General features: G+C 65.6%; 21 protein-coding genes. 18 read left to right on the plus strand and 3 right to left on the minus strand.

Annotated features, from left to right (window positions below; all coding sequences use genetic code 11):
• Positions 1 to 148: 148 nt before the first annotated feature.
• From rpsA to galU, 7 genes are all read left to right on the plus strand, one after another.
• Positions 149 to 1,834 (plus strand): 30S ribosomal protein S1, encoded by a 1,686-nt coding sequence (rpsA, locus tag BIZ42_RS17590; RefSeq protein ID WP_019183099.1) that lies wholly within the window; start codon positions 149 to 151, stop codon positions 1,832 to 1,834.
• A gap of 87 nt (positions 1,835 to 1,921) precedes the next feature.
• On the plus strand, positions 1,922 to 2,227 hold the full coding sequence (locus BIZ42_RS17595) for an integration host factor subunit beta (RefSeq protein WP_019183098.1): 306 nt from the start codon (positions 1,922 to 1,924) through the stop codon (positions 2,225 to 2,227).
• Between the two features lie 103 nt (positions 2,228 to 2,330).
• Positions 2,331 to 2,615, plus strand: a complete 285-nt coding sequence (locus BIZ42_RS17600) for a LapA family protein (RefSeq protein WP_019183097.1) — start codon at positions 2,331 to 2,333, stop codon at positions 2,613 to 2,615.
• Between the two features lie 6 nt (positions 2,616 to 2,621).
• Complete coding sequence (gene lapB / locus BIZ42_RS17605) at positions 2,622 to 3,800, plus strand: lipopolysaccharide assembly protein LapB (RefSeq protein WP_019183096.1); 1,179 nt, start codon at positions 2,622 to 2,624, stop codon at positions 3,798 to 3,800.
• 18 nt (positions 3,801 to 3,818) lie between these two features.
• Positions 3,819 to 4,778 carry a glycosyltransferase family 4 protein gene (locus BIZ42_RS17610; protein WP_070427198.1) on the plus strand — a complete coding sequence of 320 codons (960 nt, stop codon included), beginning with the start codon at positions 3,819 to 3,821 and terminating at the stop codon, positions 4,776 to 4,778.
• 16 nt (positions 4,779 to 4,794) lie between these two features.
• Entirely contained in the window at positions 4,795 to 6,702 is a 1,908-nt protein-coding gene (locus tag BIZ42_RS17615) for a nucleoside-diphosphate sugar epimerase/dehydratase (RefSeq protein WP_046273767.1), read from the plus strand.
• Entirely contained in the window at positions 6,702 to 7,583 is an 882-nt protein-coding gene (gene galU / locus BIZ42_RS17620) for a UTP--glucose-1-phosphate uridylyltransferase GalU (RefSeq protein ID WP_019183093.1), read from the plus strand. The genes BIZ42_RS17615 and galU overlap by 1 nt, the downstream gene beginning before the upstream one ends.
• Positions 7,584 to 7,778: 195 nt before the next feature.
• Here the strand turns inward: galU and BIZ42_RS17625 are convergent, their stop codons facing one another.
• From BIZ42_RS17625 to BIZ42_RS17635, 3 genes are all read right to left on the minus strand, one after another.
• Positions 7,779 to 8,987: an acetyl-CoA C-acyltransferase gene (locus BIZ42_RS17625; RefSeq protein WP_019183092.1), complete on the minus strand. Its 1,209-nt coding sequence runs from the start codon at positions 8,985 to 8,987 to the stop codon at positions 7,779 to 7,781.
• Positions 8,988 to 9,056: 69 nt separating this feature from the next.
• Positions 9,057 to 11,429, minus strand: coding sequence for a 3-hydroxyacyl-CoA dehydrogenase/enoyl-CoA hydratase family protein (locus BIZ42_RS17630; RefSeq protein WP_070427199.1), 2,373 nt, complete (start codon positions 11,427 to 11,429; stop codon positions 9,057 to 9,059).
• A gap of 43 nt (positions 11,430 to 11,472) precedes the next feature.
• A complete protein-coding gene (locus BIZ42_RS17635; RefSeq protein WP_019183090.1) occupies positions 11,473 to 12,135 on the minus strand; it encodes a TetR family transcriptional regulator in 663 nt (220 codons plus the stop codon).
• A gap of 321 nt (positions 12,136 to 12,456) precedes the next feature.
• On the opposite strand from BIZ42_RS17635, the gene ndk reads away from it, so the two are divergent.
• The 11 genes from ndk (at position 12,457) to guaB (ending at position 25,068) form a co-directional block, all read left to right on the plus strand.
• On the plus strand, positions 12,457 to 12,882 hold the full coding sequence (gene ndk / locus BIZ42_RS17640) for a nucleoside-diphosphate kinase (protein WP_008265389.1): 426 nt from the start codon (positions 12,457 to 12,459) through the stop codon (positions 12,880 to 12,882).
• A 67-nt stretch (positions 12,883 to 12,949) separates the two neighbouring features.
• Positions 12,950 to 14,098 carry a 23S rRNA (adenine(2503)-C(2))-methyltransferase RlmN gene (rlmN, locus tag BIZ42_RS17645; RefSeq protein WP_172838060.1) on the plus strand — a complete coding sequence of 383 codons (1,149 nt, stop codon included), beginning with the start codon at positions 12,950 to 12,952 and terminating at the stop codon, positions 14,096 to 14,098.
• Positions 14,085 to 14,885 (plus strand): type IV pilus biogenesis/stability protein PilW, encoded by an 801-nt coding sequence (gene pilW, locus BIZ42_RS17650; protein ID WP_070427200.1) that lies wholly within the window; start codon positions 14,085 to 14,087, stop codon positions 14,883 to 14,885. The genes rlmN and pilW overlap by 14 nt, the downstream gene beginning before the upstream one ends.
• 6 nt (positions 14,886 to 14,891) lie before the next feature.
• Entirely contained in the window at positions 14,892 to 15,755 is an 864-nt protein-coding gene (locus BIZ42_RS17655; protein ID WP_070427201.1) for a RodZ domain-containing protein, read from the plus strand.
• 59 nt (positions 15,756 to 15,814) lie between these two features.
• Entirely contained in the window at positions 15,815 to 16,453 is a 639-nt protein-coding gene (locus BIZ42_RS17660; protein ID WP_019183086.1) for a tetratricopeptide repeat protein, read from the plus strand.
• Entirely contained in the window at positions 16,453 to 17,661 is a 1,209-nt protein-coding gene (bamB, locus tag BIZ42_RS17665) for an outer membrane protein assembly factor BamB (RefSeq protein WP_070427202.1), read from the plus strand. Before BIZ42_RS17660 ends, bamB begins: the two co-directional genes overlap by 1 nt.
• A 12-nt stretch (positions 17,662 to 17,673) precedes the next feature.
• On the plus strand, positions 17,674 to 19,065 hold the full coding sequence (gene der / locus BIZ42_RS17670) for a ribosome biogenesis GTPase Der (protein ID WP_019183084.1): 1,392 nt from the start codon (positions 17,674 to 17,676) through the stop codon (positions 19,063 to 19,065).
• Between the two features lie 73 nt (positions 19,066 to 19,138).
• Positions 19,139 to 20,275, plus strand: coding sequence for a molybdopterin-synthase adenylyltransferase MoeB (gene moeB / locus BIZ42_RS17675; RefSeq protein ID WP_070427203.1), 1,137 nt, complete (start codon positions 19,139 to 19,141; stop codon positions 20,273 to 20,275).
• 276 nt (positions 20,276 to 20,551) lie between these two features.
• Entirely contained in the window at positions 20,552 to 22,378 is a 1,827-nt protein-coding gene (locus tag BIZ42_RS17680) for a monovalent cation:proton antiporter-2 (CPA2) family protein (RefSeq protein WP_070427204.1), read from the plus strand.
• Positions 22,379 to 22,457: 79 nt separating this feature from the next.
• A complete protein-coding gene (gene folD / locus BIZ42_RS17685; protein WP_070427205.1) occupies positions 22,458 to 23,339 on the plus strand; it encodes a bifunctional methylenetetrahydrofolate dehydrogenase/methenyltetrahydrofolate cyclohydrolase FolD in 882 nt (293 codons plus the stop codon).
• A gap of 271 nt (positions 23,340 to 23,610) precedes the next feature.
• Positions 23,611 to 25,068 (plus strand): IMP dehydrogenase, encoded by a 1,458-nt coding sequence (gene guaB / locus BIZ42_RS17690; RefSeq protein ID WP_046273777.1) that lies wholly within the window; start codon positions 23,611 to 23,613, stop codon positions 25,066 to 25,068.
• The last annotated feature ends 3 nt before the right edge of the window (positions 25,069 to 25,071 follow it).

Genomic DNA, 25,071 nt, shown 5'->3' on the forward strand with positions numbered 1-25,071 from the left:
CGCAAGGCAACAAAAGCTCCGTCCCGCAATGATGCGTGGCGGTTTTCCTACTTAACACACGACCTGCGTTACCGGGGTCGACCAACAGGCGGGCATCAAGCGGTTTCCTTCGGGGGCCAATGCCCATGTGTCCAACAGAGTAAATCTAATGACCGAATCATTTGCAGAGCTGTTCGAAGCCAGTCAGGCCAATCTGGCCAAGCTGAAGCCGGGCTCGATCGTCAGCGGTGTCGTTGTTGAAGTCCGCGGCGATGTCGTGGTGATCAACGCCGGCCTGAAGTCCGAAGGCATCGTGCCGATCGAACAGTTCCGTAACGACGCTGGCGAGATCGATGTCGCTGAAGGCGACGTCGTCAAGGTTGCCCTCGATTCCATCGAGAACGGCTTCGGTGAAACCGTTCTGTCGCGTGAGAAAGCCAAGCGCGCGATGGTGTGGGACGAGCTGGAAGAAGCGTTGGAAAAGAACGAAACCATCACCGGCCGCATCAGCGGCAAGGTCAAGGGTGGTTTCACCGTGGACATCAAGGATGTCCGCGCGTTCCTGCCCGGTTCGCTGGTGGATGTGCGCCCCGTGCGCGACCCGGCCTACCTGGAAGGCAAGGAGCTGGAATTCAAGCTCATCAAGCTGGACCGCAAGCGTAACAACGTCGTTGTGTCCCGTCGTGCAGTCGTCGAAAGCGAGCATTCGGAAGAGCGCGAGCAGCTGATGGACAAGCTGCAGGAAGGCGCGATCCTGAAGGGTGTCGTCAAGAACCTGACCGATTACGGCGCGTTCGTGGACCTGGGCGGTATCGACGGCCTGCTGCACATCACCGACATGGCCTGGAAGCGCGTGCGCCATCCGTCCGAAGTCGTGAACGTCGGCGACGAGCTGGACGTGCGCGTGCTGAAGTTCGACCGCGAGCGCAACCGCGTTTCGCTGGGTCTGAAGCAGCTGGGCGAGGATCCGTGGGACAACATCGCCCGTCGTTACCCGGCCAACAGCCGCGTCTTCGGCAAGGTCTCCAACGTCACCGATTACGGCGCATTCGTCGAGATCGAGCCGGGCGTCGAAGGTCTGGTGCACGTGTCCGAAATGGATTGGACCAACAAGAACGTCAACCCGTCCAAGGTTGTGCAGGTCGGTGACGAAGTTGAAGTCATGGTCCTGGACGTCGACGAGGAGCGTCGCCGCATCTCGCTGGGCATGAAGCAGGTTGCCGCCAATCCGTGGGAAACCTTCGCTGCCATCCACAAGAAGGGCGACAAGGTGTCGGGCCAGATCAAGTCGATCACCGACTTCGGCATCTTCATCGGCCTGGACGGCGGTATCGATGGCCTGGTGCACCTGTCCGACATCAGCTGGAACACCACCGGCGAAGACGTGGTCCGCAACTTCAAGAAGGGCGACAACCTGGACGCCGTCGTCCTGGCCGTCGATCCGGAGCGCGAGCGCATCAGCCTGGGCGTCAAGCAGCTGGAGCAGGATCCGTTCGGCCAGTACATGGCTGCCAACCCGAAGGGTTCCAAGGTCGAAGGCGTGGTCAAGGAAGTGGACGCCAAGGGCGCTACCATCGAACTGGCTGACGGCATCGAAGGCTACGTGGCCGCTCGCGATGTTGCGAACGAGCGCGTGGACGACGCGACCCAGTTCCTGAAGGTCGGCGACAAGGTGGAAGCCAAGTTCGTGGGCATGGATCGCAAGGGTCGTACCCTGCAGCTGTCGATCAAGGCCAAGGATGACGCGGAAATGCGCGAAGTGCTGGAGGAATACCAGTCCTCTTCGGCTTCCAGCGGCACCACCCAGCTCGGCGCGCTGCTGCGTGCACAGCTGAACGGCAACAAGTCCGAGTAATCGGTCTGTCGCTGTCGTACTTTCCTGGACGGCCCGGACATCAGTCCGGGCCGTTTCAGGGTCTGAGTTCCTCCCCAAGAGCCCGTAATGACCAAATCCGAGCTGATCGAAATCCTGGCGCGCCGACAGGCGCATTTGAAGTCGGACGATGTCGATCTGGCGGTGAAGTCGTTGCTGGAAATGATGGGTGGGGCGCTGGCCGGCGGGGATCGCATCGAGATCCGCGGGTTCGGCAGTTTTTCGTTGCACTACCGGCCGGCACGGCTGGGGCGCAATCCCAAGACCGGGGAATCGGTCGCATTGCCGGGCAAGCATGTCCCGCACTTCAAGCCGGGCAAGGAACTGCGTGAGCGCGTCAGCGCCGTGGTGCCGCTGGAAAGCGATCCTGCCTGACGGGTCATCCGCCACGGGGCGGATGCATGATTTCCATGGAGTCGGCTGGTAGAGCGGAGTGTTAGTCCGCTACTCTTGAGCCCTACGGAACTGGAGCTGCTGCATGAACGTCGTACGTCTGCTGATCCTGCTGGCGGTTCTGGTGGTGGGTCTCATCATCGGTGCGCTCAACTCGCAGCCGATCATCATCAGCCTGGGCTTTACCCAGATCAATTCCACCACCGGCGTGGCGATCATCATCGCCTTGTTGTCCGGTGCGCTCATCGGCGGCGGCCTCGTGCTCGCCAGCATGGTGATCCCGCTGTACGCCAAACTGCGCCGTGCGCAGAAGGCCGCGCCTGCTGTGGTCGTGGCACCCCCTTCTTCTTCTACATTCGACGGACGCTGAGCGCCGATGGAATTTGTCTCCGAGTGGTTCTGGTTTTTCCTGTTCCTGCCCCTGGCCGCGTTGTCGGGCTGGGTGATCGGGCGTCGTGGCGGTCAGCGCCATGGCGACAATCAGGTCAGCCATCTGTCCAGCACGTACTTCCGCGGCCTGAACTATCTGCTCAACGAGCAGCCGGACAAGGCGATCGAGCTGTTCCTGCACATCGCCGAGCTGGACAAGGAAACCTTCGAGACCCAGGTCGCGCTGGGCCATCTGTTCCGCCGCCGTGGCGAGGTCGATCGTGCGATCCGCCTGCACCAGGGCCTGGTGAACCGCGCCGATCTCAGCGATCAGCAGCGCGTCCAGGCCTTGCTGGCCCTGGGCGAGGACTACATGAAGTCCGGCCTGCTCGATCGTGCTGAAACGGTGTTCACCGAACTGGCCCAGATCGACCAGCGCGCCCCACAGGCACTCAAGCACCTGATCGGCATCTACCAGGCCGAACGCGACTGGGAAAAGGCGATCGACAACGCCAGCCGTTTCGAAGAAGTCACCGGCGAGCCGATGGGCAAGCTGATCGGGCAGTTCGAATGCGAACTGGCCGAGCGCTACCGTGGTGCCGGCAAGATCGACGAAGCGCGCGCTGCGATCGCACGCGCCTACCAGGCCGATGCGATGTCGGTCCGTGCCGGCATCATCGAAGGGCGCCTGGAGAACGATGCGGGCAATGCCGAAGCCGCCGTGCGCGCCTTCGAGCGTGCCGCCCGCAATGATCCGGAGTACCTGCCCGAAGTGCTGCAGGCGCTGATGCAGAACTACCGCAAGGTCGGTGACCTCGGTGGTGCCCGTGCGTTCCTGTCGGAGATGACCGAGCACTATCGCGGCATCGCCCCGGTGCTGGCGCTGACCCAGCTGATGGAAGAGCAGGAGGGTGTCGCCCCCGCGCGCGCCTATCTCGGCCGCCAGCTCAAGGACCGCCCCTCGGTGCGTGGCGAGTCGGCGCTGATCGACCTGACCCTGGCCGAGGGCGCGGATTCCACCGCCACCCTGCACGATCTCAAGCACATCACCGACCAGTTGCTGGTGCGCAACCCGGCCTACCGCTGCACCCGCTGTGGCTTCGGCGCGCGCACGCATCACTGGCAGTGCCCGAGCTGCAAGGAATGGGGCACCGTCAAGCCGCTGCTCAACTACGCGGTGCTCTGAACCATGATGGTGGGCTGGATGGCAGGGCTGCTGGCGGTGCTGGCGGTCTCGGCGGGCCTGACCTGGGCCGCACGTGCGTACGCGCTCCGTCGCAACCTGTTGGATCAGCCGGGCGAGCGCCGCAGCCATGGGGTGGCGACGCCTCGCGGCGGTGGTATCGCGATCGTCCTGACCCTGCTGCTGGCCTGCGCGGTCGCCGCCGTGATCTGGCCCAAGGCCGGAATCTCGCTGGCGGTGTTCGCGCTCGGCCTGGTACTGGTGGCCGGGATCGGCTGGTGGGACGACCATCGGCCGCTGCCGGCGGTCCGCCGCCTGCTGGTCCATGTGCTGGCGTCCGCGCTGCTGGCTGGGCTGGTCTGGCATGCCAGCGGCAATCCCTGGCAGGCGCTGCTGGCCCTGTTGTTCGCCACCTCGCTGATCAACATCTGGAACTTCATGGATGGGATCAACGGCATCGCCACCACCCAGGCGATCCTGGCCGGTCTTGCCTTTGCGCTGGTGCTGCCGCCGCCCTACGGCCTGGCCGGTGTGGTGCTGGGGCTGGCCTGCCTGGGGTTCCTGCCGTTCAACTACCCACGGGCACGCATCTTCATGGGCGATGTCGGCAGCGGGGCGCTGGGCTATGCCATCGCGGCGCTGGTCTGCCTGGCCAGTGTGCACACCGATATCCATTGGTTGCTGTTGCTGGTGCCGCTTTCGGCCTTTCTTGTGGACGCAGGCTTCACATTGCTTTCGCGCATCCTGTCCGGACAGCGCTGGATGGAACCCCACACGCAGCATCTCTATCAGCGCGCGGTGAAAAGTGGTGCAAGCCACACTTTCGTCACCGGGGTGTATCTTGTTTTTGGAATATTCAGTGCGGCAGTGTTTAATGCATGCACGAATTTGCAGCCGAGGTGGGAGGCTGCCGTGGCCATCGCGTGGTTGATCTTCGCGTACGGCCTTTGGCTGCTCCTGCGCAAGGGAATGCGCAACTAGAAGGAATACGTTGTTTATGACGCCTTGGCAGGACCGACTTACCGGCTTGATGCCGCGCGCGGCCATCGTGGCCCACGACCTGTTCATGGTCTGGGCGTGCTGGCAGCTGCTGCATGCCGGACGCTACTCGATGCTGGCCGACGCGCCGGCGTTGCCGCTCTGGAACATCGACACCTCGCTGGTGCTGGTCATCCAGGCAGTGGTGTTCTGGCGGGTGGGTCTGTACCGCGGCCTGTGGCGCTTTGCCAGCGTTGCCGATCTGCTCAACATTTTCAAAGCCAGCTTCATCGGCCTGCTCGCCATCGTGGTCGCCCTGGCGTACAAGCGCTTTGAAGGCGTGCCGATGTCCGTGCTGGTCATCTACCCGTTCGCGCTGTCGGCGCTGCTGGGCGCGCCCCGCCTGCTGTACCGCGCATGGAAGGACTATCAGGCGCTGCAGTCCGACGTCACCGCGCGCCGTGTGCTGATCCTGGGTGCCGGCCAGGCGGCCGAGGCCCTGGTCCGCGACCTGCGCCGCTCCGGTGATTTCGAGCCGGTCGGCCTGCTCGACGACGCCCCGCATCTGCAGGGCGCCAAGCTGCAGGGCCTGCCGATCCTGGGCACCCTGGAAGATGCCCCGGCCGTGGTCCGCGAGACCGCCGCCAAGCTGCTGGTGATCGCCATCCCGTCGCTGGATGCCGTGGGCATGCAGCGGGTGGTGGCCATCTGCGAAAGCACCGGCGTGCCGTTCCGGATGGTGCCCAAGCTCAACGACATCCTGCTGGGCCATTCCTTGCCGGGTGAGCTCAAGGAAGTGGCGATCGAGGACCTGCTCGGCCGCAAGCCGATCCTGCCGGACTGGGCGCTGATCCGCGGCTGGCTGGGTGGGCGCACTGTGCTGGTCACCGGCGCGGGCGGCTCGATCGGTTCAGAGCTGTGCCGCCAGTGCGCGCGCCACGGGGCAGGGCGCATCGTCCTGGTGGAGATGAGTGAACTGCTTCTGCTGACCATCGAAGCCGAGCTGCAGCGCAGCTTCCCGGATCTGGTGGTGGAAGCGGTGCTGGGCGACTGCGGTGACCCCGCGGTGATCCGCCATGCGCTGTCGCTGTCGCGGGTGGACTCGGTCTTCCATGCCGCCGCCTACAAGCAGGTGCCGGTGCTGGAGCGCCAGCTGCGCGAAGCGGTGCGCAACAACATCCTCTCCACCGAAACGGTGGCGCGCGCCTGCGTCGAAGCGCGCATCGAGCATTTCGTCTTCATCTCCACCGACAAGGCGGTCGATCCGGTCAACGCGCTGGGTGCCAGCAAGCGCTACGCGGAGATGATCTGCCAGAGCCTGGACCAGAAGACCAGCCACACCCGTTTCGTGACCGTGCGCTTCGGCAACGTGCTGGCCTCGGCCGGCAGCGTGGTGCCGGTGTTCCGCGAGCAGATCCTCAAGGGCGGTCCGGTCACCGTGACCGACCCGGAAGTCACCCGTTACTTCATGACCATTCCCGAGGCCTGCCAGCTGATCCTGCAGGCGGCCGCGTCGGCCTCGCACGGGGCGATCTATACGCTGGACATGGGCGAGCCGGTGCCGATCCGCGTGCTGGCCGAGCAGATGATCCGCCTGGCCGGCAAGCAGCCCTACAAGGACATCGCCATCGTCTATACGGGCCTGCGGCCGGGCGAGAAACTGCACGAAACGCTGTTCTATTCCGACGAAGATTATCGTCCGACTGCGCATCCGAAGATTCTCGAGGCAGGCGTGCGCACGTTCGCGCGTGAGCAGGTATTGGCCAATGTGCCGAAACTGCGCGAGGCGATTGCCAGCTACGATACTGATGCGATCAACAGCATTCTGTTTGCGACCATGCCCGAATTTTCTCCTTTGCAACAGGACGATCACGTCAGCTCTGCTAAAGTGCTCGCCTTTCCGGCGCGTGAGGCCACTAGGTTCTGATGAGCAAGCGTATTCGTAAGGCGGTATTTCCTGTCGCAGGGTTGGGAACGCGATTCCTGCCGGCCACCAAAACCGTTCCGAAGGAAATGCTGCCGATCATTGATCGGCCGTTGATCCAATATGCCGTGGATGAGGCGATCGAGGCGGGCTGTGACACGCTGATCTTCATCACCAACCGTTACAAGCATGCGGTCGCGGATTATTTCGACAAGGCCTACGAGCTTGAGCAGAAACTCGAGCGCGCCGGCAAGCAGGAGCAGCTCGAATTGGTTCGCCATGTGCTGCCCAATGGCGTGCGCGCCGTGTTCGTGACCCAGGCCGAAGCGCTGGGCCTGGGCCATGCGGTGCTGTGTGCCAAGGCGATCGTGGGCGACGAGCCGTTCGCGGTGCTGCTGCCCGACGATCTGATCTGGAACCGTGGCAACGGTGCGCTCAAGCAGATGGCCGACGCCAACGAAGCCAGCGGCGCCAGCATCATTGCCGTTGAAGACGTGCCGCATGACAAGACCGGCAGCTACGGCATCGTGGCCACCGAGGCCTTCGACGGCCGCCAGGGCAAGATCAGCGCCATCGTTGAAAAGCCCAAGCCCGAGGACGCCCCGAGCGACCTGGCCGTGGTCGGCCGTTACGTGCTGAGCCCGAAGATCTTCGAGCTGCTCGAAGCGACCGGGACCGGTGCAGGTGGCGAGATCCAGCTGACCGACGCCATCGCCGAGCTGCTCAAGAGCGAGCGCGTCGACGCGTACCGTTTCGAGGGCCGCCGCTTTGACTGCGGTACCCACCTGGGTCTGGTCGAAGCCACGATCCGCTTCGCCCTCGACAACGAGAAGCTGGCCGGCCCGGCACGCGAAGTGCTGCAGAAGATGCTGGCAGAGGGCTGAGAACGAGCCAACGGTAGTGCCGGCCGCTGGCCGGCTCCCGATACAACAGAAAAGGGCAGCCGCGAGGCTGCCCTTTTCGTTTCCCGCCTAGCGACCAATGGTCGGTTGGTGGCGACCCGTTGCAATGTTGCCACCGGTCACGCCGGTCATACCCATTGTCTCGGTGCCGACCCGCAGGCCGGCACCGATCAATCCTTACAGCGATTCGAAGATGCCCGCCGCACCCATGCCGGTGCCGATGCACATGGTCACCATGCCGTACTTCTGCTGGCGACGGCGCAGGCCGTGCAGCAGGGTGGCGGTACGGATCGCACCGGTCGCGCCCAGTGGATGGCCCAGGGCGATCGCGCCGCCCAGCGGGTTGACCTTGGACGGGTCCAGGCCACAATCGCGGATGACGGCCAGCGACTGTGCCGCAAAGGCTTCGTTGAGCTCGATCCAGTCCAGCTGGTCCTGGGTGAGGCCAGCCTGCTTGAGTGCCTTCGGGATCGCGGCGATCGGGCCGATGCCCATCACTTCCGGGCGCACGCCGGCCACCGAGAAGCTGACGAAGCGGGCCAGCGGGGTCAGGCCGTAGTCCTTGATCGCCTGCTCGGAGGCCAGCAGCACCGCGCCGGCGCCGTCGCTCATCTGCGAGGAGTTGCCGGCGGTGACCGTGCCGCCGAACTGGCCGTTGCGGAACACCGGGCGCAGCTTGGCCAGGCCTTCGGCGGACGAATCCAGGCGCGGGCCTTCGTCGGTATCCACGATCTTGTCGCGGGTGATGATGCGGCGGCCGTCGGCCAGGTCCGGCTGGCGGGTGCGCACGTCGTAAGGGCTGATCTCGTCCTTGAACTCGCCGTTCTGGATCGCGGCGATGGCCTTCTGGTGCGAGGCCAGCGCAAAGGCGTCCTGGTCCTCACGCGAGACCTTCCATTCTTCGGCGACCTTCTCGGCGGTGATGCCCATGCCGTAGGCGATGGCGACGTGGTCATTGTCGAACACGCTCGGGGCCATCGCGATCTTGTTGCCCATCATCGGCACCATCGACATCGACTCGGTGCCACCGGCCAGCATCAGGTCCGAATTGCCGAGGCGGATCTGGTCGGCAGCCATGGCCACGGCCTGCAGGCCCGAGGAGCAGAAGCGGTTGACGGTCTGTGCGGCGATGGTGTCCGGCAGGCCGGCCAGCAGCACGCCGATGCGTGCCACGTTCATGCCCTGCTCGGCTTCGGGCATCGCGCAGCCGATGATCGCGTCATCGATGCGGTTGACGTCCACGCCCGGCGCCTGCGCGACCACGGAGCGGAGCACGTGGGCCAGCATGTCGTCGGGGCGGGTATTGCGGAACACGCCCTTGGGCGCCTTGCCCACCGGGGTGCGGGTGGCGGCGACGATGTAGGCGTCCTGGATTTGCTTGGTCATTGCAGTGATCTCTTGAATAGGGGTTGGAAGAGGTTGCCGGCCAGCGGCCGGCACTACCGATGTCTTCCGTCAGTTCCGCAGCGGCTTGCCGGTCTTGAGCATGTGCGCGATGCGGGCCTGGGTCTTTTCCTGCTGGGCCAGTTCGACGAAGTGCTTGCGCTCCAGGGTCAGCAGCCATTCTTCGTCCACCAGCGTGCCGCGATCCACTTCGCCACCGCACAGCACGGTGGCGATGCGCACGGCGATCTCGTAGTCGTACGGGCTGATGAAGCGGCCTTCCAGCATGTTGACCAGCATCATCTTGAACGTAGCGATGCCCACGTCGCCGGCGACCTGGATGCGGCGGGCCGGCATCGGCGGGCGGTAGCCGCCTTCGGCCAGCGCCAGCACTTCGGCCTTGGCGATGTGCAACGTCTCGAAGCTGTTGAACACGACCTTGTCGGTGGCGCGCATCAGGCCCAGTTCCTTGGCGTTGACCGCGGAATTGGAAACCTTGGCCATCGCGACGGTTTCAAAGGTCTTCTTCAGCTCGGCGAACACATCACCGCCCGGACCGGCCGCCTGCGAGGCGCGCACGGCCAGTTCCTTCAGGCCGCCACCGGCCGGCAGCAGGCCGACGCCGGCCTCGACCAGACCGATGTAGCTTTCCAGCGCGGCCACGCTCTTGGCGCTGTGCATCTGGAACTCGCAGCCACCGCCCAGGGCCAGGCCGCGCACCGCGGTCACCACCGGCACCAGCGAATACTTGATCGCCTGGCTGGTGCGCTGGAAGTTGTGCACCATCTCTTCGAACTGGTCGACCTTGCCGGCCTGCAGCAGGCCGAGCGCGCCGGCCAGATCGGCACCGGCGGAGAAGGGTTCCTTCTGCTGCCAGATCACCAGGCCCTTGTAGTCCTGCTCGGCGCGCTTGATCGCTTCCTGCAGGCCGTTGAGCACGTGGTCGGACACGGTGTTCATCTTGGTCTTGAAGCTGACCACCGCGATGCCGTCACCGTCGTGCCACATGCGCACGCCGTCGTTTTCAAACACGGTTTCGCCCGGGCTGAAGTTCTCGCCCAGCAGCGGATCCGGGAAGCGCTGGCGCTGGTACACCGGCAGGGCCGAGCGCGGCAGCTTGGCATTGCGCGACGGGCTGTAGCTGCCCTCGGCGGCGTGCACGCCGTCGCGGCCATCGAACACCCAATCCGGCAGCGGCGCATTGCTCATGCTCTTGCCAGCGACGATGTCGTCGGCGATCCACTGTGCGACCTGCTTCCAGCCGGCGGCCTGCCAGGTTTCGAACGGGCCCAGCGACCAGCCGTAGCCCCAGCGGATGGCCAGGTCCACGTCGCGAGCGGTCTCGGCGATGTCGGCCAGGTGGTAGGCGCTGTAGTGGAACAGATCGCGGAAGGTCGCCCACAGGAACTGCGCCTGCGGGTGCTGGCTCTCGCGCAGCTTGGCGAACTTCTCGGCCGGGTTCTTGATCTTCAGGATCTCCACCACTTCCGGTGCGGCGGTGCGGTCGGCCGGACGGTAGTCCTGCTTCTCCAGATCCAGCACCACGATGTCCTTGCCGACCTTGCGGAAGATGCCGGCACCGGTCTTCTGGCCCAGCGCGCCCTTGGCGATCAGCGCGTCCAGCCACTTCGGCGACTTGAAGAAGTCATGCCACGGATCGTTGGGCAGGGTGTCGCCCATGGTCTTGATCACGTGCGCCATGGTGTCCAGGCCGACCACGTCGGAGGTGCGGTAGGTCGCCGACTTCGGGCGGCCGACCAGCGGGCCGGTCAGGCCGTCCACTTCATCGAAGCCCAGGCCGAATTCCTGCGTGTGGTGGATGGTGGACAGGATCGAGAACACGCCGATGCGGTTGCCGATGAAGTTCGGGGTGTCCTTGGCATACACCACGCCCTTGCCCAGGGTGGTGACCAGGAACGCTTCCAGGCCTTCCAGCACGGCCGCGTCGGTGGTGGTGGCCGGGATCAGCTCGGCCAGGTGCATGTAGCGCGGCGGGTTGAAGAAATGCACGCCGCAGAAGCGGTGGCGCAGCTGCTCGGGCAGCACGTCGGCCAGCTTGTTGATACCCAGGCCCGAGGTGTTGGAGGCCAGCACCGCATGATCGGCCACGAACGGGGCGATCTTCTTGTACAGGTCCTGCTTCCAGTCCATGCGTTCGGCGATGGCTTCGATGATCAGGTCGCAGTCCTTCAACTGCTCCAGGCCGGTCTCATAGTTGGCCGGCGTGATCGCCTCGGCGTAGGACTTGCTGGCAAGCGGGGCAGGGCTGAGCTTGCCCAGGTTGGCAATCGCCTTGAGCACGATGCCATCAGCCGGACCTTCCTTGGCGGGCAGGTCGAACAGCACCGTGTCGACGCCGGCGTTGGTCAGGTGGGCGGCGATCTGGGCGCCCATGACACCGGCACCCAGCACGGCGGCACGGCGGACTAGCAGGGAATTGGACATGTCGATAAGCCTTTGTTGTCTGGAAGCCGGTCAGCGCCCGGCTCTACGGGGTGGAAAGGGAGGACGTCGAAGCGCTCGAGGCCGCGCTGGCGCGGAATCCGGCTTCGGCGAAATGAATCAGTTCCTGGGCGGCATGGGCACGATGCGCCGCTTCGGTGACACCGGCGGGTCGCTTGATCAGGCCGAAGTCGGCCATGGCATAGGTCAGCGAGCCGGCGAGGAAATCCAGGCGCCAGTACAGCTCCTCCTTGCTGAGCTCCGGCACGCAGGCGGAGATCGCCTTGCCGAAGTCGCGCAGGACGTGGCCGTAGTGGTCGGAAAGGAACTTGCGCAGGTTGTCGTTCTTCTCCGCGTAAGCGCGGGCGATGACGCGCACGAAGGCGCCGCCGGTCTGGCGGTCCTGGGCCATGGCCAGGGCCGGCTCCACGAAGGCGGCCAGCACCGGGCGCAGTTCACCGGGGTGCTCGCGGCGGGCGCTGTCCAGCTGGCTCAGCCGGGCCGAGGTCATTTCATCCATGCGGCGGCGGAACACCTCGTTGACCAGGTTCTCCTTGGACCCGAAGTGATAGTTGACCGCGGCGATGTTCACATCGGCCTGGCTGGTGACCTGGCGCAGCGAGGTGCCCGCGAACCCGTGCAGGGCGAACAGTTCCTCGGCGGCGCCGAGAATGCGGTCCTTGGTGGAGAAGTGGGCAGGTTTGGCCATGGGGGCAGGGCAGTTCAATCAAACGATTGTTTGATATTAGACCCGTGGCTGCGCGTCCGCATTGTGCGGCGCAGCAGGAAGGGGCATTCGTTCATCTGCGCGTTGCCGCGCCTGTCCATGGCTGGCAACGTCGTCATTGCCTGAACGGGGGTGAGCTACCCCAGTGGGTGCAGTCCTGCCACGCATGGCGTGGCACTACCGGAGATGGGGAGGACACGGTAGAATTGGCGCACGTATATCAGGCTAAGCCCGCGTTTTGACGCGGGTTTTTTTCATGTTAACCTCGGGCCGATCAAGTGGCCCGCCCAACGGAGTATTCCCATGGCGCTGGAGCGCACCCTTTCCATCATCAAGCCGGACGCCGTCGCCAAGAACGTCATCGGTGAAATCTACGCCCGCTTCGAAAAGGCCGGCCTGAAGGTCGTCGCCGCCAAGTACAAGCAGCTGTCGCGCCGTGAAGCCGAAGGCTTCTACGCCGTGCACCGCGAGCGTCCGTTCTTCAACGCGCTGGTCGAGTTCATGATCTCCGGCCCGGTGATGATCCAGGCGCTGGAAGGCGAGAACGCCGTGCTGGCCCACCGCGACCTGCTGGGCGCCACCAACCCGAAGGAAGCCGCCGCAGGCACCATCCGCGCCGACTTCGCTGAATCCATCGATGCCAATGCCGCCCACGGCTCGGACTCGGTTGAGAATGCCGCGATCGAAATCGCTTATTTCTTCGCCGCGACTGAAGTCGTCTCGCGCTGAGAGTGATGCCGTGAACGAGGTCGTACAGCCAACCGCCATCCCATCCGTGCTCGTTCCGGGCCCGGCTGTGGCCAAGCAGAACCTGCTCGACCTCGATCGCGAGGGTCTGGAGCGCTTCTTCGCCGAGACACTCGGCGAAGCGCGCTACCGTGCCCATCAGGTGATGAAGTGGATCCACCATCACTACGTCACCGATTTCGATGAAATGACCGACCTCGGCAAGGCGCTGCGTGCCAAGCTCAAGCAGCATGCCGAGGTGCTGGTTCCGAACATCGTGTTCGACAAGCCCTCCGCCGACGGCACCCACAAGTGGCTGCTGGCGATGGGCACCGATGGCAAGAACGCCATCGAGGCCGTCTACATCCCGGACAAGAACCGCGGCACGCTGTGCGTGTCTTCACAGGTCGGCTGCGCGCTGAACTGCACGTTCTGTTCGACCGCTACCCAGGGCTTCAACCGCAACCTGTCCACCGCCGAGATCATCGGCCAGGTGTGGGTCGCCGCGCGCCATCTGGGCAACATCCCGCACAAGCAGCGTCGTCTCACCAACGTGGTGATGATGGGCATGGGCGAGCCGTTGATGAATTTCGACAACGTCGTGCGCGCCATGAGCGTGATGCGCGACGATCTGGGCTACGGCCTGGCCAACAAGCGCGTGACGCTGTCCACCTCCGGCCTGGTGCCGCAGATCGACCGCCTGTCCACCGAGAGCGACGTGTCGCTGGCGGTGTCGCTGCATGCGCCCAACGACGCACTGCGCGAGACCCTGGTCCCGCTCAACAAGAAGTACCCGATCGTCGAACTGATGGCCTCGTGCGCACGTTACCTGCGCGCCAACAAGCGCCGCGAATCGGTCACCTTCGAATACACCCTGATGAAGGGCATCAATGACCAGCCCGAGCACGCCCGCCAGCTGGCGCGGCTGATGCGCCAGTTCGACAACGCCGTGCAGGCCTCGAACTCGGGCAAGGTCAACCTGATCCCCTTCAATCCGTTCCCGGGCACGCGTTACGAGCGTTCCGGCGAAACCGAAATCCGCGCCTTCCAGAAGATCCTGCTCGATTCGCAGGTGCTGACGATGGTGCGGCGTACCCGTGGCGACGATATCGATGCCGCCTGTGGCCAGCTCAAGGGCCAGGTGATGGACCGTACGCGCCGCCAGGCCGAGTTCAACAAAACGCTGCAGGACGGGAAAAACCGGGATGCCGCTGCCTGATCGCCGATTGCCAGCCGTTGTTTTCTTCGCGCTGGCATTGGCCGGCTGTGGCAAACAGCAGGGGATCAAGCCGCCGTCCGGTCCACTCGAGGTCGCGCCGACCTACGAGGCCCGCGACAACCCCGAGATCCGCAAGCGGGTGAACTACCAGGACCAGATGGTCCTGGCTGGCGAATCGCTGCGCGCGGGCGCCCCGGATGCCGCCGAGAAGCGGGTGCGGGCCGCGATGAAGATCGATGCGCGCCGCCCCGAGGCCTACATGCTGCTGGCGGCGATTGCCACCCAGCGCGGCAATGAGGCCGAAGCCGGGCGCCTGTACGGCAAGGCGGCCGAGCTGGGCCCCGAGCGCGGCGACGTTCTCAACAATTATGGTGCCTGGCTATGTGCTCATGGCCAGCCGGCCGAGTCGCTGGCCTGGTTCGACCGGGCGCTGCAGGCCCCGGGCTATACCACCCCGGCCTCCGCCCTGGCCAATGCCGGCGGCTGTGCACTGGACGCAGGCCAGCCCGCGCGGGCGGTCCGGGACCTCCGGCGGGCGCTTGAGATAGATCCCGTCAATGCCTACGCGCTGGAGTCGATGGCCCGCAATGAGTACGCCGAAGGGCGTTATTTCGAGGCCCGCGCCTTTTCGCAACGGCGTTTGACGGCTGCACCGGCCACACGTTCCGTGTTACAACTTGCCTCTCAAATCGAGGCGCGGCTTGGCGACAGCGTGGCATCCGGTCGCTATCTGCAGCGAATTCATGACGAATTTCCGCAGGATGCGGCACCTAATCCCCGGGGTTGAAGCATTGTGATTGATGACCAGACTGTGAACGCTTTTGATACTGCGGCCGGTTGCGGAGCTCGTCTTCGCCAGGCCCGGGAAGCGGCCGGACTGACCCTGGAGGCCGTGGGGCAGCAGCTGCGCATGCCGGTCCAGGTAGTGAAGTCCCTTGAAGAAGAGCAGTGGCAGCGCCTTGGCGCGCCGGTCTTCGTCCGTGGCCAGCTGCGCAGTTATGCCCGCCTGCTGAAGGTGGACATCGACGACATCCTCGAGCAGGCCCATATCGGGCCGATCGTGCCGCCACAGCTGGTCAGCCATACCCATACCCCGCGCGCCCGCCGCATTGCCGAGAGCCTGGGCCGTCGCGTCCTGTATGTCGGCATCACCGCGGTGCTGGCCGTGCCGGTCTGGTTCGCCACCCGGGGTCATTTCGATGGCACCGCCACCACCCCGAACACCGCGTCGCTGGATGTGATCCCGGCGGCGGTCCCGGTGGCCGGCGGTGACGCCCCGCAGGCGGCTGCACCGGCCACGGCCGAGACGGCCAAGCCGTCGGCCCCGGCGTCGCCTTACCTGGCGTCGCTGACCCCGGTCCCGCGTCCGGCCGCCGCGCCGGCAGCGCCGGCTGGCGCACTGAGCCTGCAGTTCAAAGGCGACAGCTGGGTGGATATTTCCGGGCCCGACGGCACCACCGTCGAAAAGGCCCTGATCAAGTCGGGCGAGACCCGCAGCTTCGCGCCAGGCCAGGTAGCCCGCATGGTGCTGGGCAATGCATCGGCGGTCGAGGTTCAGCAGGCCGGCACTATCGTCGACCTTTCGCCGTACCAGCGAGCCAACGTGGCACGCTTTACGGTATCCTCTGACGGCTCCGTGGTCCCAGTTTCGCACTGAACCGCGTTTCCCCAATCCAATTCAAATAGCTCCTCCTCATGGGCGGGGCGAGAGTACGCATGGCGATCGACGACCTGCTCGACGAGCACGAACAAAGTGAACGCGTCCGCGGCTGGCTGCGGAAGAACGGTGTCAGCATCCTCGCTGGCGTAGCCATCGCGATCGGTGGCATCTGGGGCTGGAAAGAGTGGCAGACCCGGCACAGCAACAGCCTGGCTGGCGCCAACGTCCAGTACCAGATCGTCCTTAAGAGCCTGGAAGAAAAGGATCTGGAGCAGGCCGCCAAGGGTGTGAAGGACCTGGAAAGCGGCAAGGCCAACATCTACGCCGATCTGGCTGCCCTGCAGCTGGCCAAGGCCCAGGTTGATGCCGGCAAGAACGAAGACGCGCTGGCGACCCTGCGCGCGATCAAGGCCGACCCCGAATTCAAGCCGGTGATCGAGCAGCGCGTTGCGCGCCTGCTGGTGGCCACCGGCAAGACCGAAGATGCGATCAAGCAGCTCGGTACCGCGACCGACAGCGCCAGCCTGGAAATCCATGGCGATGCACTGATGGCGCAGGGCAAGCGTGATGCCGCCCGCGAGCAGTATGAGAAGGCGCTCAAGACGCTGGACGTGGCAGCGCCCCAGCGGCGCCTGCTGGAAACCAAGTTGACGGATGCCGGTGGCACCGTCACCGATCCTGCGGAGTCGGTGTAATGAATCAGATGGTCATGATCAAGCGCGTTGCCACGGTTGCCCTGTTGGGCATGGCCCTGACCGGCTGCAGCACGATGAAGGGCTGGTTCGCCGGCAAAGATGCCGCGGCCAAGAAGGCACTGGAACCGGCCGAGCTGGTGAAGTTCGATGCCACCGCGAAGGTCGACAGGATCTGGACGGCCAACGTCGGCAAGGGTGAGAAGCGCATCGGCGTCCGTCAGGGCCCGGTGGTCGCCGATGGTCGCGTCTACGCGGCCGCCATCTACGGTGGCGTGCATGCCATCGACCTGCAGACCGGCAAGAAGATCTGGACCTACGAACCGGCCAAGGTCAAGAAGCAGCCCAAGCTGCGTCTGTCCGGTGGCCCGGGCGTGGGTGACGGCCTGGTCGTCATCGGCACCCTGGATGGTGAAGTCATCGCGTTGAACGCGGCCGACGGCACTGAGAAGTGGCGTGCCAAGGTGCCGGGTGAAGTCATCTCCGCCCCGGCCGTGGGCCAGGGCTTGGTCTTCGTGCGCAGCAACGACGGTCGCGTGACCGGTCTGGATGCCGAGAACGGCACCCAGCGCTGGTTCAACCCGCGCGAGCTGCCGGCGCTGACCGTGCGTGGCAACGCGCCGGTCGTCACCGGCCCGGGCGTGCTGTTCATCGGCAACGACGACGGCTCCATCGCCGCGCTGGCCATGCAGGACGGCCGCACGCTGTGGGACCAGATGGTCGGCACCGGCGAAGGCCGTACCGAGCTGGAGCGCATGGCCGATATCGACGGCGCCCCGGTGCTGGAAGGCAATACGCTGTTCGTCAGCAGTTTCAAGAACCAGACCATGGCGATCGAAGGCCCGACCGGCCGTCCGCTGTGGGCACGTGATCATGGCGGCGCCGGTGGCGTGGCCCTGACCTCGGGCAATGTGTTCGTCACCGACAACAAGGGCGGCGTGTTCGGCCTGGACAAGGCCAGCGGTTCGGCCATGTGGTCGCAGACGGGCCTGGCCCGTCGTTCGCTGACCGGTCCGGTCATCCACGGCGATTACGTTGTGGTCGGTGATTACAAGGGGTATCTGCACTGGTTGCGGACCGATAACGGTGAGTTCGCGGCGCGCGCCAAGAGTGGCGGCGACGCCCTCCTGGCCCAGCCGGTAGCCGCCGATGGGATTCTGCTGGTGCAGAACGTTGATGGAAAGCTGACCGCGTTCCGGTTGGCACAATAAGGAGTTACCGCGATGCTGCCCTTGGTCGCCCTGGTTGGACGGCCGAATGTCGGCAAGTCCACGCTGTTCAATGCGTTTACCCGTACGCGCGACGCGCTGGTCCATGACCAGCCCGGCGTGACCCGGGACCGTAATTACGGTGTTTGTCGTCTTGATGAAGACCACCCGTTCCTGGTGGTCGATACCGGCGGTATCGCCGGTGAAGAAGAAGGTCTGGCCGGCGCTACCGCCCGCCAGGCCCGCGCCGCCGCCGCCGAGGCGGACCTGATCCTGTTCGTGGTCGATGCCCGTGAGGGCCCGATGGACGACGAGATCCTGTCCTGGCTGCGCAAGCTGGCCCGTCCGACCCTGCTGCTGATCAACAAGATCGACGGCATGAACGAAGACACCGTGCGTTCGGAATTTGCCCGTTACGGCTTCGGCGAAATGCTGACCGTTTCGGCCGCGCACCGTCAGGGCCTGGATGATCTGCTGGACGAGGTCGTGGAGCGGTTGCCGGAAGAGGGCACCACCGAGACCCTGGACACCGATCCGAACCGCATTCGCATCGCCTTCGTCGGGCGCCCCAACGTGGGCAAGTCGACGCTGGTCAATCGTCTGCTCGGCGAGGAGCGCATGATCGCCTCCGAAGTGCCCGGTACCACCCGTGATTCGATCGCGGTGGACATGGAGCGCGACGGGCGTGAGTACCGCTTGATCGATACCGCCGGACTGCGTCGCAAGGCGCGTGTCGAGGAAGTGGTCGAGAAGTTCAGCGTCATCAAGACGCTGCAGGCCATCGAGCAGTGCCAGGTCGCGGTGCTGATGCTGGATGCCTCCGAAGGCGTGACCGATCAGGACGCCAGCGTGCTCGGTGCGGTGCTTGATGCCGGCCGTGCGCTGGTGGTGGCGATCAACAAGTGGGATGGCCTGACCGATTACCAGCGCGAGCAAGCTGAAGCCCTGGTGTCGCGCAAGCTCGGCTTCGTGCCGTGGGCGGAAGTGGTGCGCATCTCGGCCAAGCACGGCTCGGGGCTGCGTGAGCTGTTCCGCTGCATCCATGCTGCGCACGCCTCGGCGACGCACGAATTCAGCACCAGCGAAGTCAACAAGGCGCTGGAAACGGCTTACGAGACCAACCCGCCGCCGGCGATCCGGGGTCACGTGTCCAAGCTGCGCTACGTGCATCCGGGCGGTTCCAACCCGCCGACCTTCATCGTCCACGGCACCCGTCTGAAAGACCTGCCGGAGTCGTACAAGCGCTATCTGGAGAACTTCTTCCGCAAGCGCTTCAAGCTGGTCGGCACGCCCGTGCAGTTCATCTTCCGCGAGGGTGTGAACCCGTACGAAGGCAAGAAGAACGTGCTCACCGAACGGCAGCTCAAGCGCAAGCGGCGCTTGATCAAGCACGTCAAGGGCAAGTGATGCAGAAAAGAGCCGGCGCAAGCCGGCTCTTCTCATTTGGGCGGCCGGCGCGCCCGTGCGCGATAATCCCCGCATGAGCACGATCCCCGAACTCACCCCGGCGCAGGCCCGCGAACGCCTCGCCCATGGCGCGCTGCTGATCGACATCCGCGAGGCGCACGAACGCGCCACCGGCATGGCCGAAGGCGCGCTCGGCATCGCCAAGGGCGATCTCCAGGCCGAGCCAGACGCCCACCTGCCGGCAGCCGACCGCCAGGTCGTCCTGATCTGTCAGAGCGGCAGGCGTTCGATGGAGGCCGCGGTTTTCCTGTCGAACCTGGGCTACACGAATGTCGCCTCCGTCCACGGCGGCACCACCGCCTGGCGCGGTGACGGCCTGCCCCTGGTGCAGCCGATGCAGAGCGATGCCGAACGCGACTTCAACGAGCGTTACTCGCGTCACCTGCTGTTGCCGCAGGTCGGTATCGAAGGCCAGAAGACGCTGCTCGTTTCGCGCGTGCTGGTGCTCGGCGCGGGCGGCCTGGGTGCACCGGCGAGCTTCTACCTGGCCGCGGCCGGGGTAGGGCACCTGCGCATCGCCGATGACGACGTGGTGGACCGCAGCAATCTGCATCGGCAGATCATCCACACCGATGCCAGCGTCGGCGAGCCGAAGGTGCTCTCCGCGCGCGCACGCCTGCTCGCGCTCAATCCCTCGCTGGACGTGGAGGCCGTGCAGGCGCGGGTCACCTCGGGCAACATCGATGCGCTGCTGGAGGGTGTCGACGTGGTGCTGGATGGTTCGGACAATTTCCCGCTGCGCTACCTGCTCAACGATGCCTGCCTGCAGCACGGCATCCCGCTGGTGTATGGCGCGGTGGAGCGGTTCACTGGCCAGGTCAGCGTCTTCGACGCTGGCCGCCAGCGCGGCACCGCGCCGTGCTACCGCTGCCTGTTCCCCGAGCCGCCGCCGCCGGAGTTTGCGCCCAACTGCTCGGAGGCGGGCGTGCTCGGCGTGTTGCCGGGCATGGTCGGCCTGCTGCAGGCCACCGAAGTGCTCAAGCTGCTGCTCGGCATCGGCGAGCCGCTGATCGGCCGCCTGCTCACCTTTGACGCGCTGGGCATGCGCTTCCGCGAGACGCGGCTGCGGCCCGACCCGGGTTGCCCGTTGTGCGCGCCTGGGCGCGACTTCCCCGGGTACATCGATTACGCGGCGTTCTGCAGCTCCTGAGGGGCCGCGTAGATCCACGCCCTGCGTGGATGCGGTTCGCCAGGGTCCACGTAGATCCACGCCCTGCGTGGATGCGTTGGCGAGGGGCCGCCAGGTCAGCGCAGCCACGCATGGCGTGGCTCTACCCCTGGGTTCGGTCGCGATTTCGGGACGATCTGGCATCCGGGTTCGATATCGTTCTGAATTCAGTACGATTAAACGCATCATCCGCGCTATTGCCCTTCCGCGCTTTGCCCTATCGTTGACCCATCTTGTGTAGTCCGGGGAAGCAACCGCATGGCGGTGGAAGCAGGTGCCAGTGAACTGGTGAAAGTCGTCGCTCTGCTGGGCGCGGCAGTGGTCATGGTGCCGTTGTTCCGCCGGCTTGGGCTGGGCTCGGTGCTGGGCTATTTCGCCGCCGGCCTGGCCATCGGCCCGTTCGGGTTCGGGTGGTTCTCCGATCCGCAGGCCATCCTGCATACCGCCGAGCTCGGCGTGGTGATGTTCCTGTTCGTGATCGGCCTGGAGATGCGGCCCTCGCATCTGTGGAGCCTGCGCAACGAGATCTTCGGTCTGGGCACGCTGCAGATCGTGGTCTGCGGCACGGTACTGACCGGCGTGTGCATGCTGCTCGGTTTCCCGTTGCCGGTGGCTTTCATCGGCGCGGCCGGTTTCGTGCTGACCTCCACCGCAGTGGTGATGCAGCTGCTGGCCGAGCGCGGCGACATCGCGCTGCCGACCGGCCAGAAGATCGTCTCGATCCTGCTGTTCGAAGATCTGCTGATCGTGCCCCTGCTGGCCGTGGTCGCGTTCATGGCGCCGGTGCACAGCGATGCGGGCGAGAGCTCGCGCTGGGTCACCGTGGGTATCGCCGCCGGTGCGATCGTCGGCCTGGTGCTGGTCGGCCGCTTCCTGCTCAATCCGCTGTTCCGCATCCTTGCTGCCGCCAAGGCGCGCGAAGTGATGACGGCGGCCGCGCTGCTGGTCGTGCTCGGCGCCGCGCTGCTGATGCAGCTGGGCGGATTGTCGATGGCGATGGGCGCGTTCCTCGCCGGCGTGCTGCTCAGCGAATCCACCTTCCGCCACCAGATCGAAGCGGATATCGAGCCGTTCCGCGGCATCCTGCTCGGCCTGTTCTTCCTCAGCGTCGGGATGGCGCTGGACCTCACCGTGGTCGCCAACAACTGGCCGCTGATCGTCTCCGGCGTGTTCGCGCTGATGCTGGCCAAGGCGGTCTGCATCTACGTGGTCGCGCGGATCCTCGGCAGTGATCATCGGCAGGCGCTGGACCGCGGCGTGGTGATGGCGCAGGGTGGCGAGTTCGCGTTCGTGCTGTTCTCGGCCGCGGCGGTAGCCGGCGTGATTGACGTGCAGGTCAACGCCAACCTCACCGCGATCGTCGTGCTCTCGATGGCGCTGACGCCGCTGTTCGTGCTGCTGCACGACAAGCTCATGCCGGATCGCGAAGTCTCGCTCGACGGCGTCGAAGAAGCCGACGGCCTGTCCGGCAGCGTGCTGCTGATCGGCTTCGGTCGTTTCGGCCAGGTGGCGAGTCAGTCGCTGCTGGCGCGCGATGTGGATGTCACCATCATCGACAACGACGTGGACATGATCCATAACGCCGAGCGCTTCGGATTCAAGATCTACTACGGCGACGGCACCCGCCTGGATGTGCTGCATGCGTCTGGCGCAGGGACAGCGCGTGCGATCGCGGTGTGCGTCAACAACGATCAGGATGCCGATCGCATCGTCGAACTGGTCACCCACGAGTTCCCCCAGGCCAAGCTGCTGGTGCGCTCGTTCGATCGCGAGCATTCGCTGCGCCTGATCCATGCCGGCGTGGACTTCCAGATCCGCGAGACCTTCGAATCGGCCCTGCAGTTCGGTCAGGCCGCGCTGATGGAGCTGGGTGCCGATCCGGATGATGCGCGCGAGATCGCCGAGCAGATCCGCGAACGGGATGCGGAACGCTTCGAGCTGGAGATGGCGGGCGGCGACCTGCGCGCCGGCGCGCACATGGTGTTCGGCACTGCGCTGCCCGGCGTGCCGACGCCGACGCCGTTCACCGCGCCCAAGCGCAAGGCGCGCACGCTCAACGCCGACCAGGTGCCCGAAGAAGAATAAGGCGCCGACACTACCGGTGGGCGGGGCGGGCCGAATCAGGGACAATAGCCGACCGTCGCCCCCACGCCTGCCGCCCTCGATGAGCTCACCGACCCCCGACACCGTCTCTTCCGCCCGCATTCTCGACGGCCGCCGCATCGCCGAAGACCTGCTGGACAGCCTCAAGGTCCGGGTCGATGCCCGCCTGGCTGCCGGTGGCAGCCGTCCGGGCCTGGCCGTGGTGCTGGTGGGTGGCGACCCGGCCTCGACCGTGTACGTGCGCAACAAGCGCCGTGCGGCCGAGAAAGTGGGCATCGAAGCCTTCGATTACGACCTGCCGGCCGGCACCACCGAGGCCGAACTGCTGACCCTGATCGACCAGCTCAACGCCGATCCCAAGATCCACGGCATCCTGGTCCAGCTGCCGCTGCCGGGCATCCCGGACGCCAACCGCCTGATCCACCGGATCGACCCGCGCAAGGACGTGGACGGCTTCCACCCGGAAAACGTCGGCCATCTGGCCCTGCGTGAGTTCGGCCTGCGCCCGTGCACCCCGCGCGGCATCGTGACCCTGCTCGGCCATACCGACCAGCCTGTGCGCGGCCGCAACGCCACCATCGTCGGTGTCAGCAACCATGTCGGCCGCCCGATGGGGCTGGAGCTGCTGATTGCCGGCTGCACCGTCACCAGTTGCCACAAGTTCACCCCCAAGGACGTGCTGGAGCAGTCGGTGCGCAATGCCGACATCCTGGTGGTCGCGGTGGGGCGCCCGGGCATCGTCCCGGGTGAATGGGTCAAGCCGGGCGCCGTGGTGATCGACGTGGGCATCAACCGCCTGGATGACGGCCGTCTGGTCGGCGATGTCGGCTTCGAGGCCGCCGCCGAGCGCGCCAGCTGGATCACCCCGGTCCCGGGCGGGGTAGGGCCGATGACCGTGGCCACCCTGATGCAGAACACGATCGAGGCAGCCGAGGCGTTCTGAGCGGCTTGTGCCGACCCATGGTCGGCGCCTGCTGCGGCCGCGGTCCGGGCCGGCCGACACCTGCCGCCCCCGCGGTCCTGGGCTGCTGCCCCTGGTAGAGCCGACCGTTGGTCGGCTGCACTTGGCGCGGTGGCAGATCGATCCAGAGGCAGCCGACCAACGGTCGGCTCTACCCCCGGCCGTCGGCGCAACACAGCGTCGCATCTGACCCCTGCCAAAGACGCCCGAATCAGGGTAAAATGTCGCGCTTCCCCACATCTCGGGTATGCCGATGCTGCGCATCCAGGCTGAAGCTCTCACCTACGACGACGTCTCCCTCGTCCCCGCTCATTCCATCATCCTGCCCAAGGATGTCAGTCTGGAAACGCGCCTGACGCGCGACCTGCGGCTGAAGCTTCCGATCCTTTCGGCTGCCATGGATACCGTTACCGAAGCCCGCCTGGCCATCGCCATGGCCCAGCTCGGCGGCATGGGCATCATCCACAAGAATCTGAGCGTCGAGCAGCAGGCTGCCGAAGTCGCCAAGGTCAAGAAGTTCGAGGCCGGCGTCATCCGCGACCCGATCACCGTCGGCCCGGAAACCACCATCCGCGACGTGCTGGCCCTGACCCAGGCGCGCAACATCTCCGGCGTGCCGGTGGTGGACGGCGGCGGCCAGTTGGTCGGCATCGTCACTCACCGTGACATGCGCTTCGAGACCGAGCTGGACGATCCGGTCCGCCACATCATGACCAAGAAGGATCGCCTGATCACGGTCAAGGAAGGCGCGGCCTCCGATGAAGTGCTGCAGCTGCTGCACCGCAACCGCATCGAGAAGATCCTGGTCGTCAACGATGATTTCGCCCTGCGCGGCCTGATCACCGTCAAGGACATCCAGAAGAACACCGATTACCCGAACGCCGCCAAGGACACCGCCACCCGCCTGCTGGTCGGCGCGGCCGTCGGCGTCGGTGGCGATACCGACCGCCGGGTCGAGGCGCTGGTCGCCGCCGGGGTGGACGTGCTGGTGGTCGACACCGCGCACGGCCACTCGCAGGGCGTGCTGGACCGCGTCAGCTGGGTCAAGAAGCACTTCCCGCAGGTGCAGGTCGTCGGTGGCAACATCTGCACCGGTGAAGCCGCACTGGCGCTGCTGGACAGCGGTGCGGACGCGGTCAAGGTCGGCATCGGCCCGGGCTCGATCTGCACCACGCGCGTCGTCGCCGGTGTCGGCGTGCCGCAGATCACCGCGATCGATCTGGTCGCCGAGGCGCTGCAGGACCGCATCCCGCTGATCGCCGACGGTGGCATCCGTTACTCGGGCGACATCGGCAAGGCGCTCGCCGCCGGTGCCTCCACCATCATGATCGGTGGCCTGCTGGCCGGTACCGAGGAATCGCCCGGCGAGACCGAGCTGTTCCAGGGCCGCTCCTACAAGAGCTACCGCGGCATGGGCTCGCTGGCCGCGATGGAGAAGGGCTCCAAGGATCGCTACTTCCAAGATGCCTCCAGCGCCGACAAGCTGGTGCCCGAAGGCATCGAAGGCCGCGTGCCGTATCGCGGCCCGGTTGGCGGCATCATCCACCAGCTGATGGGCGGCCTGCGCGCCACCATGGGCTACGTGGGCTGCGGCACCGTCGATGACATGCGCACCAAGCCGAAGTTCGTCAAGATCAGCGGCGCCGGCCAACGTGAAAGCCACGTCCACGACGTGCAGATCACCAAAGAGCCGCCGAACTACCGCGCCTGATGC

Origin of the sequence: Stenotrophomonas sp. LM091, from assembly GCF_001806305.1 — a bacterium.
GTDB lineage: Bacteria > Pseudomonadota > Gammaproteobacteria > Xanthomonadales > Xanthomonadaceae > Stenotrophomonas > Stenotrophomonas bentonitica_A.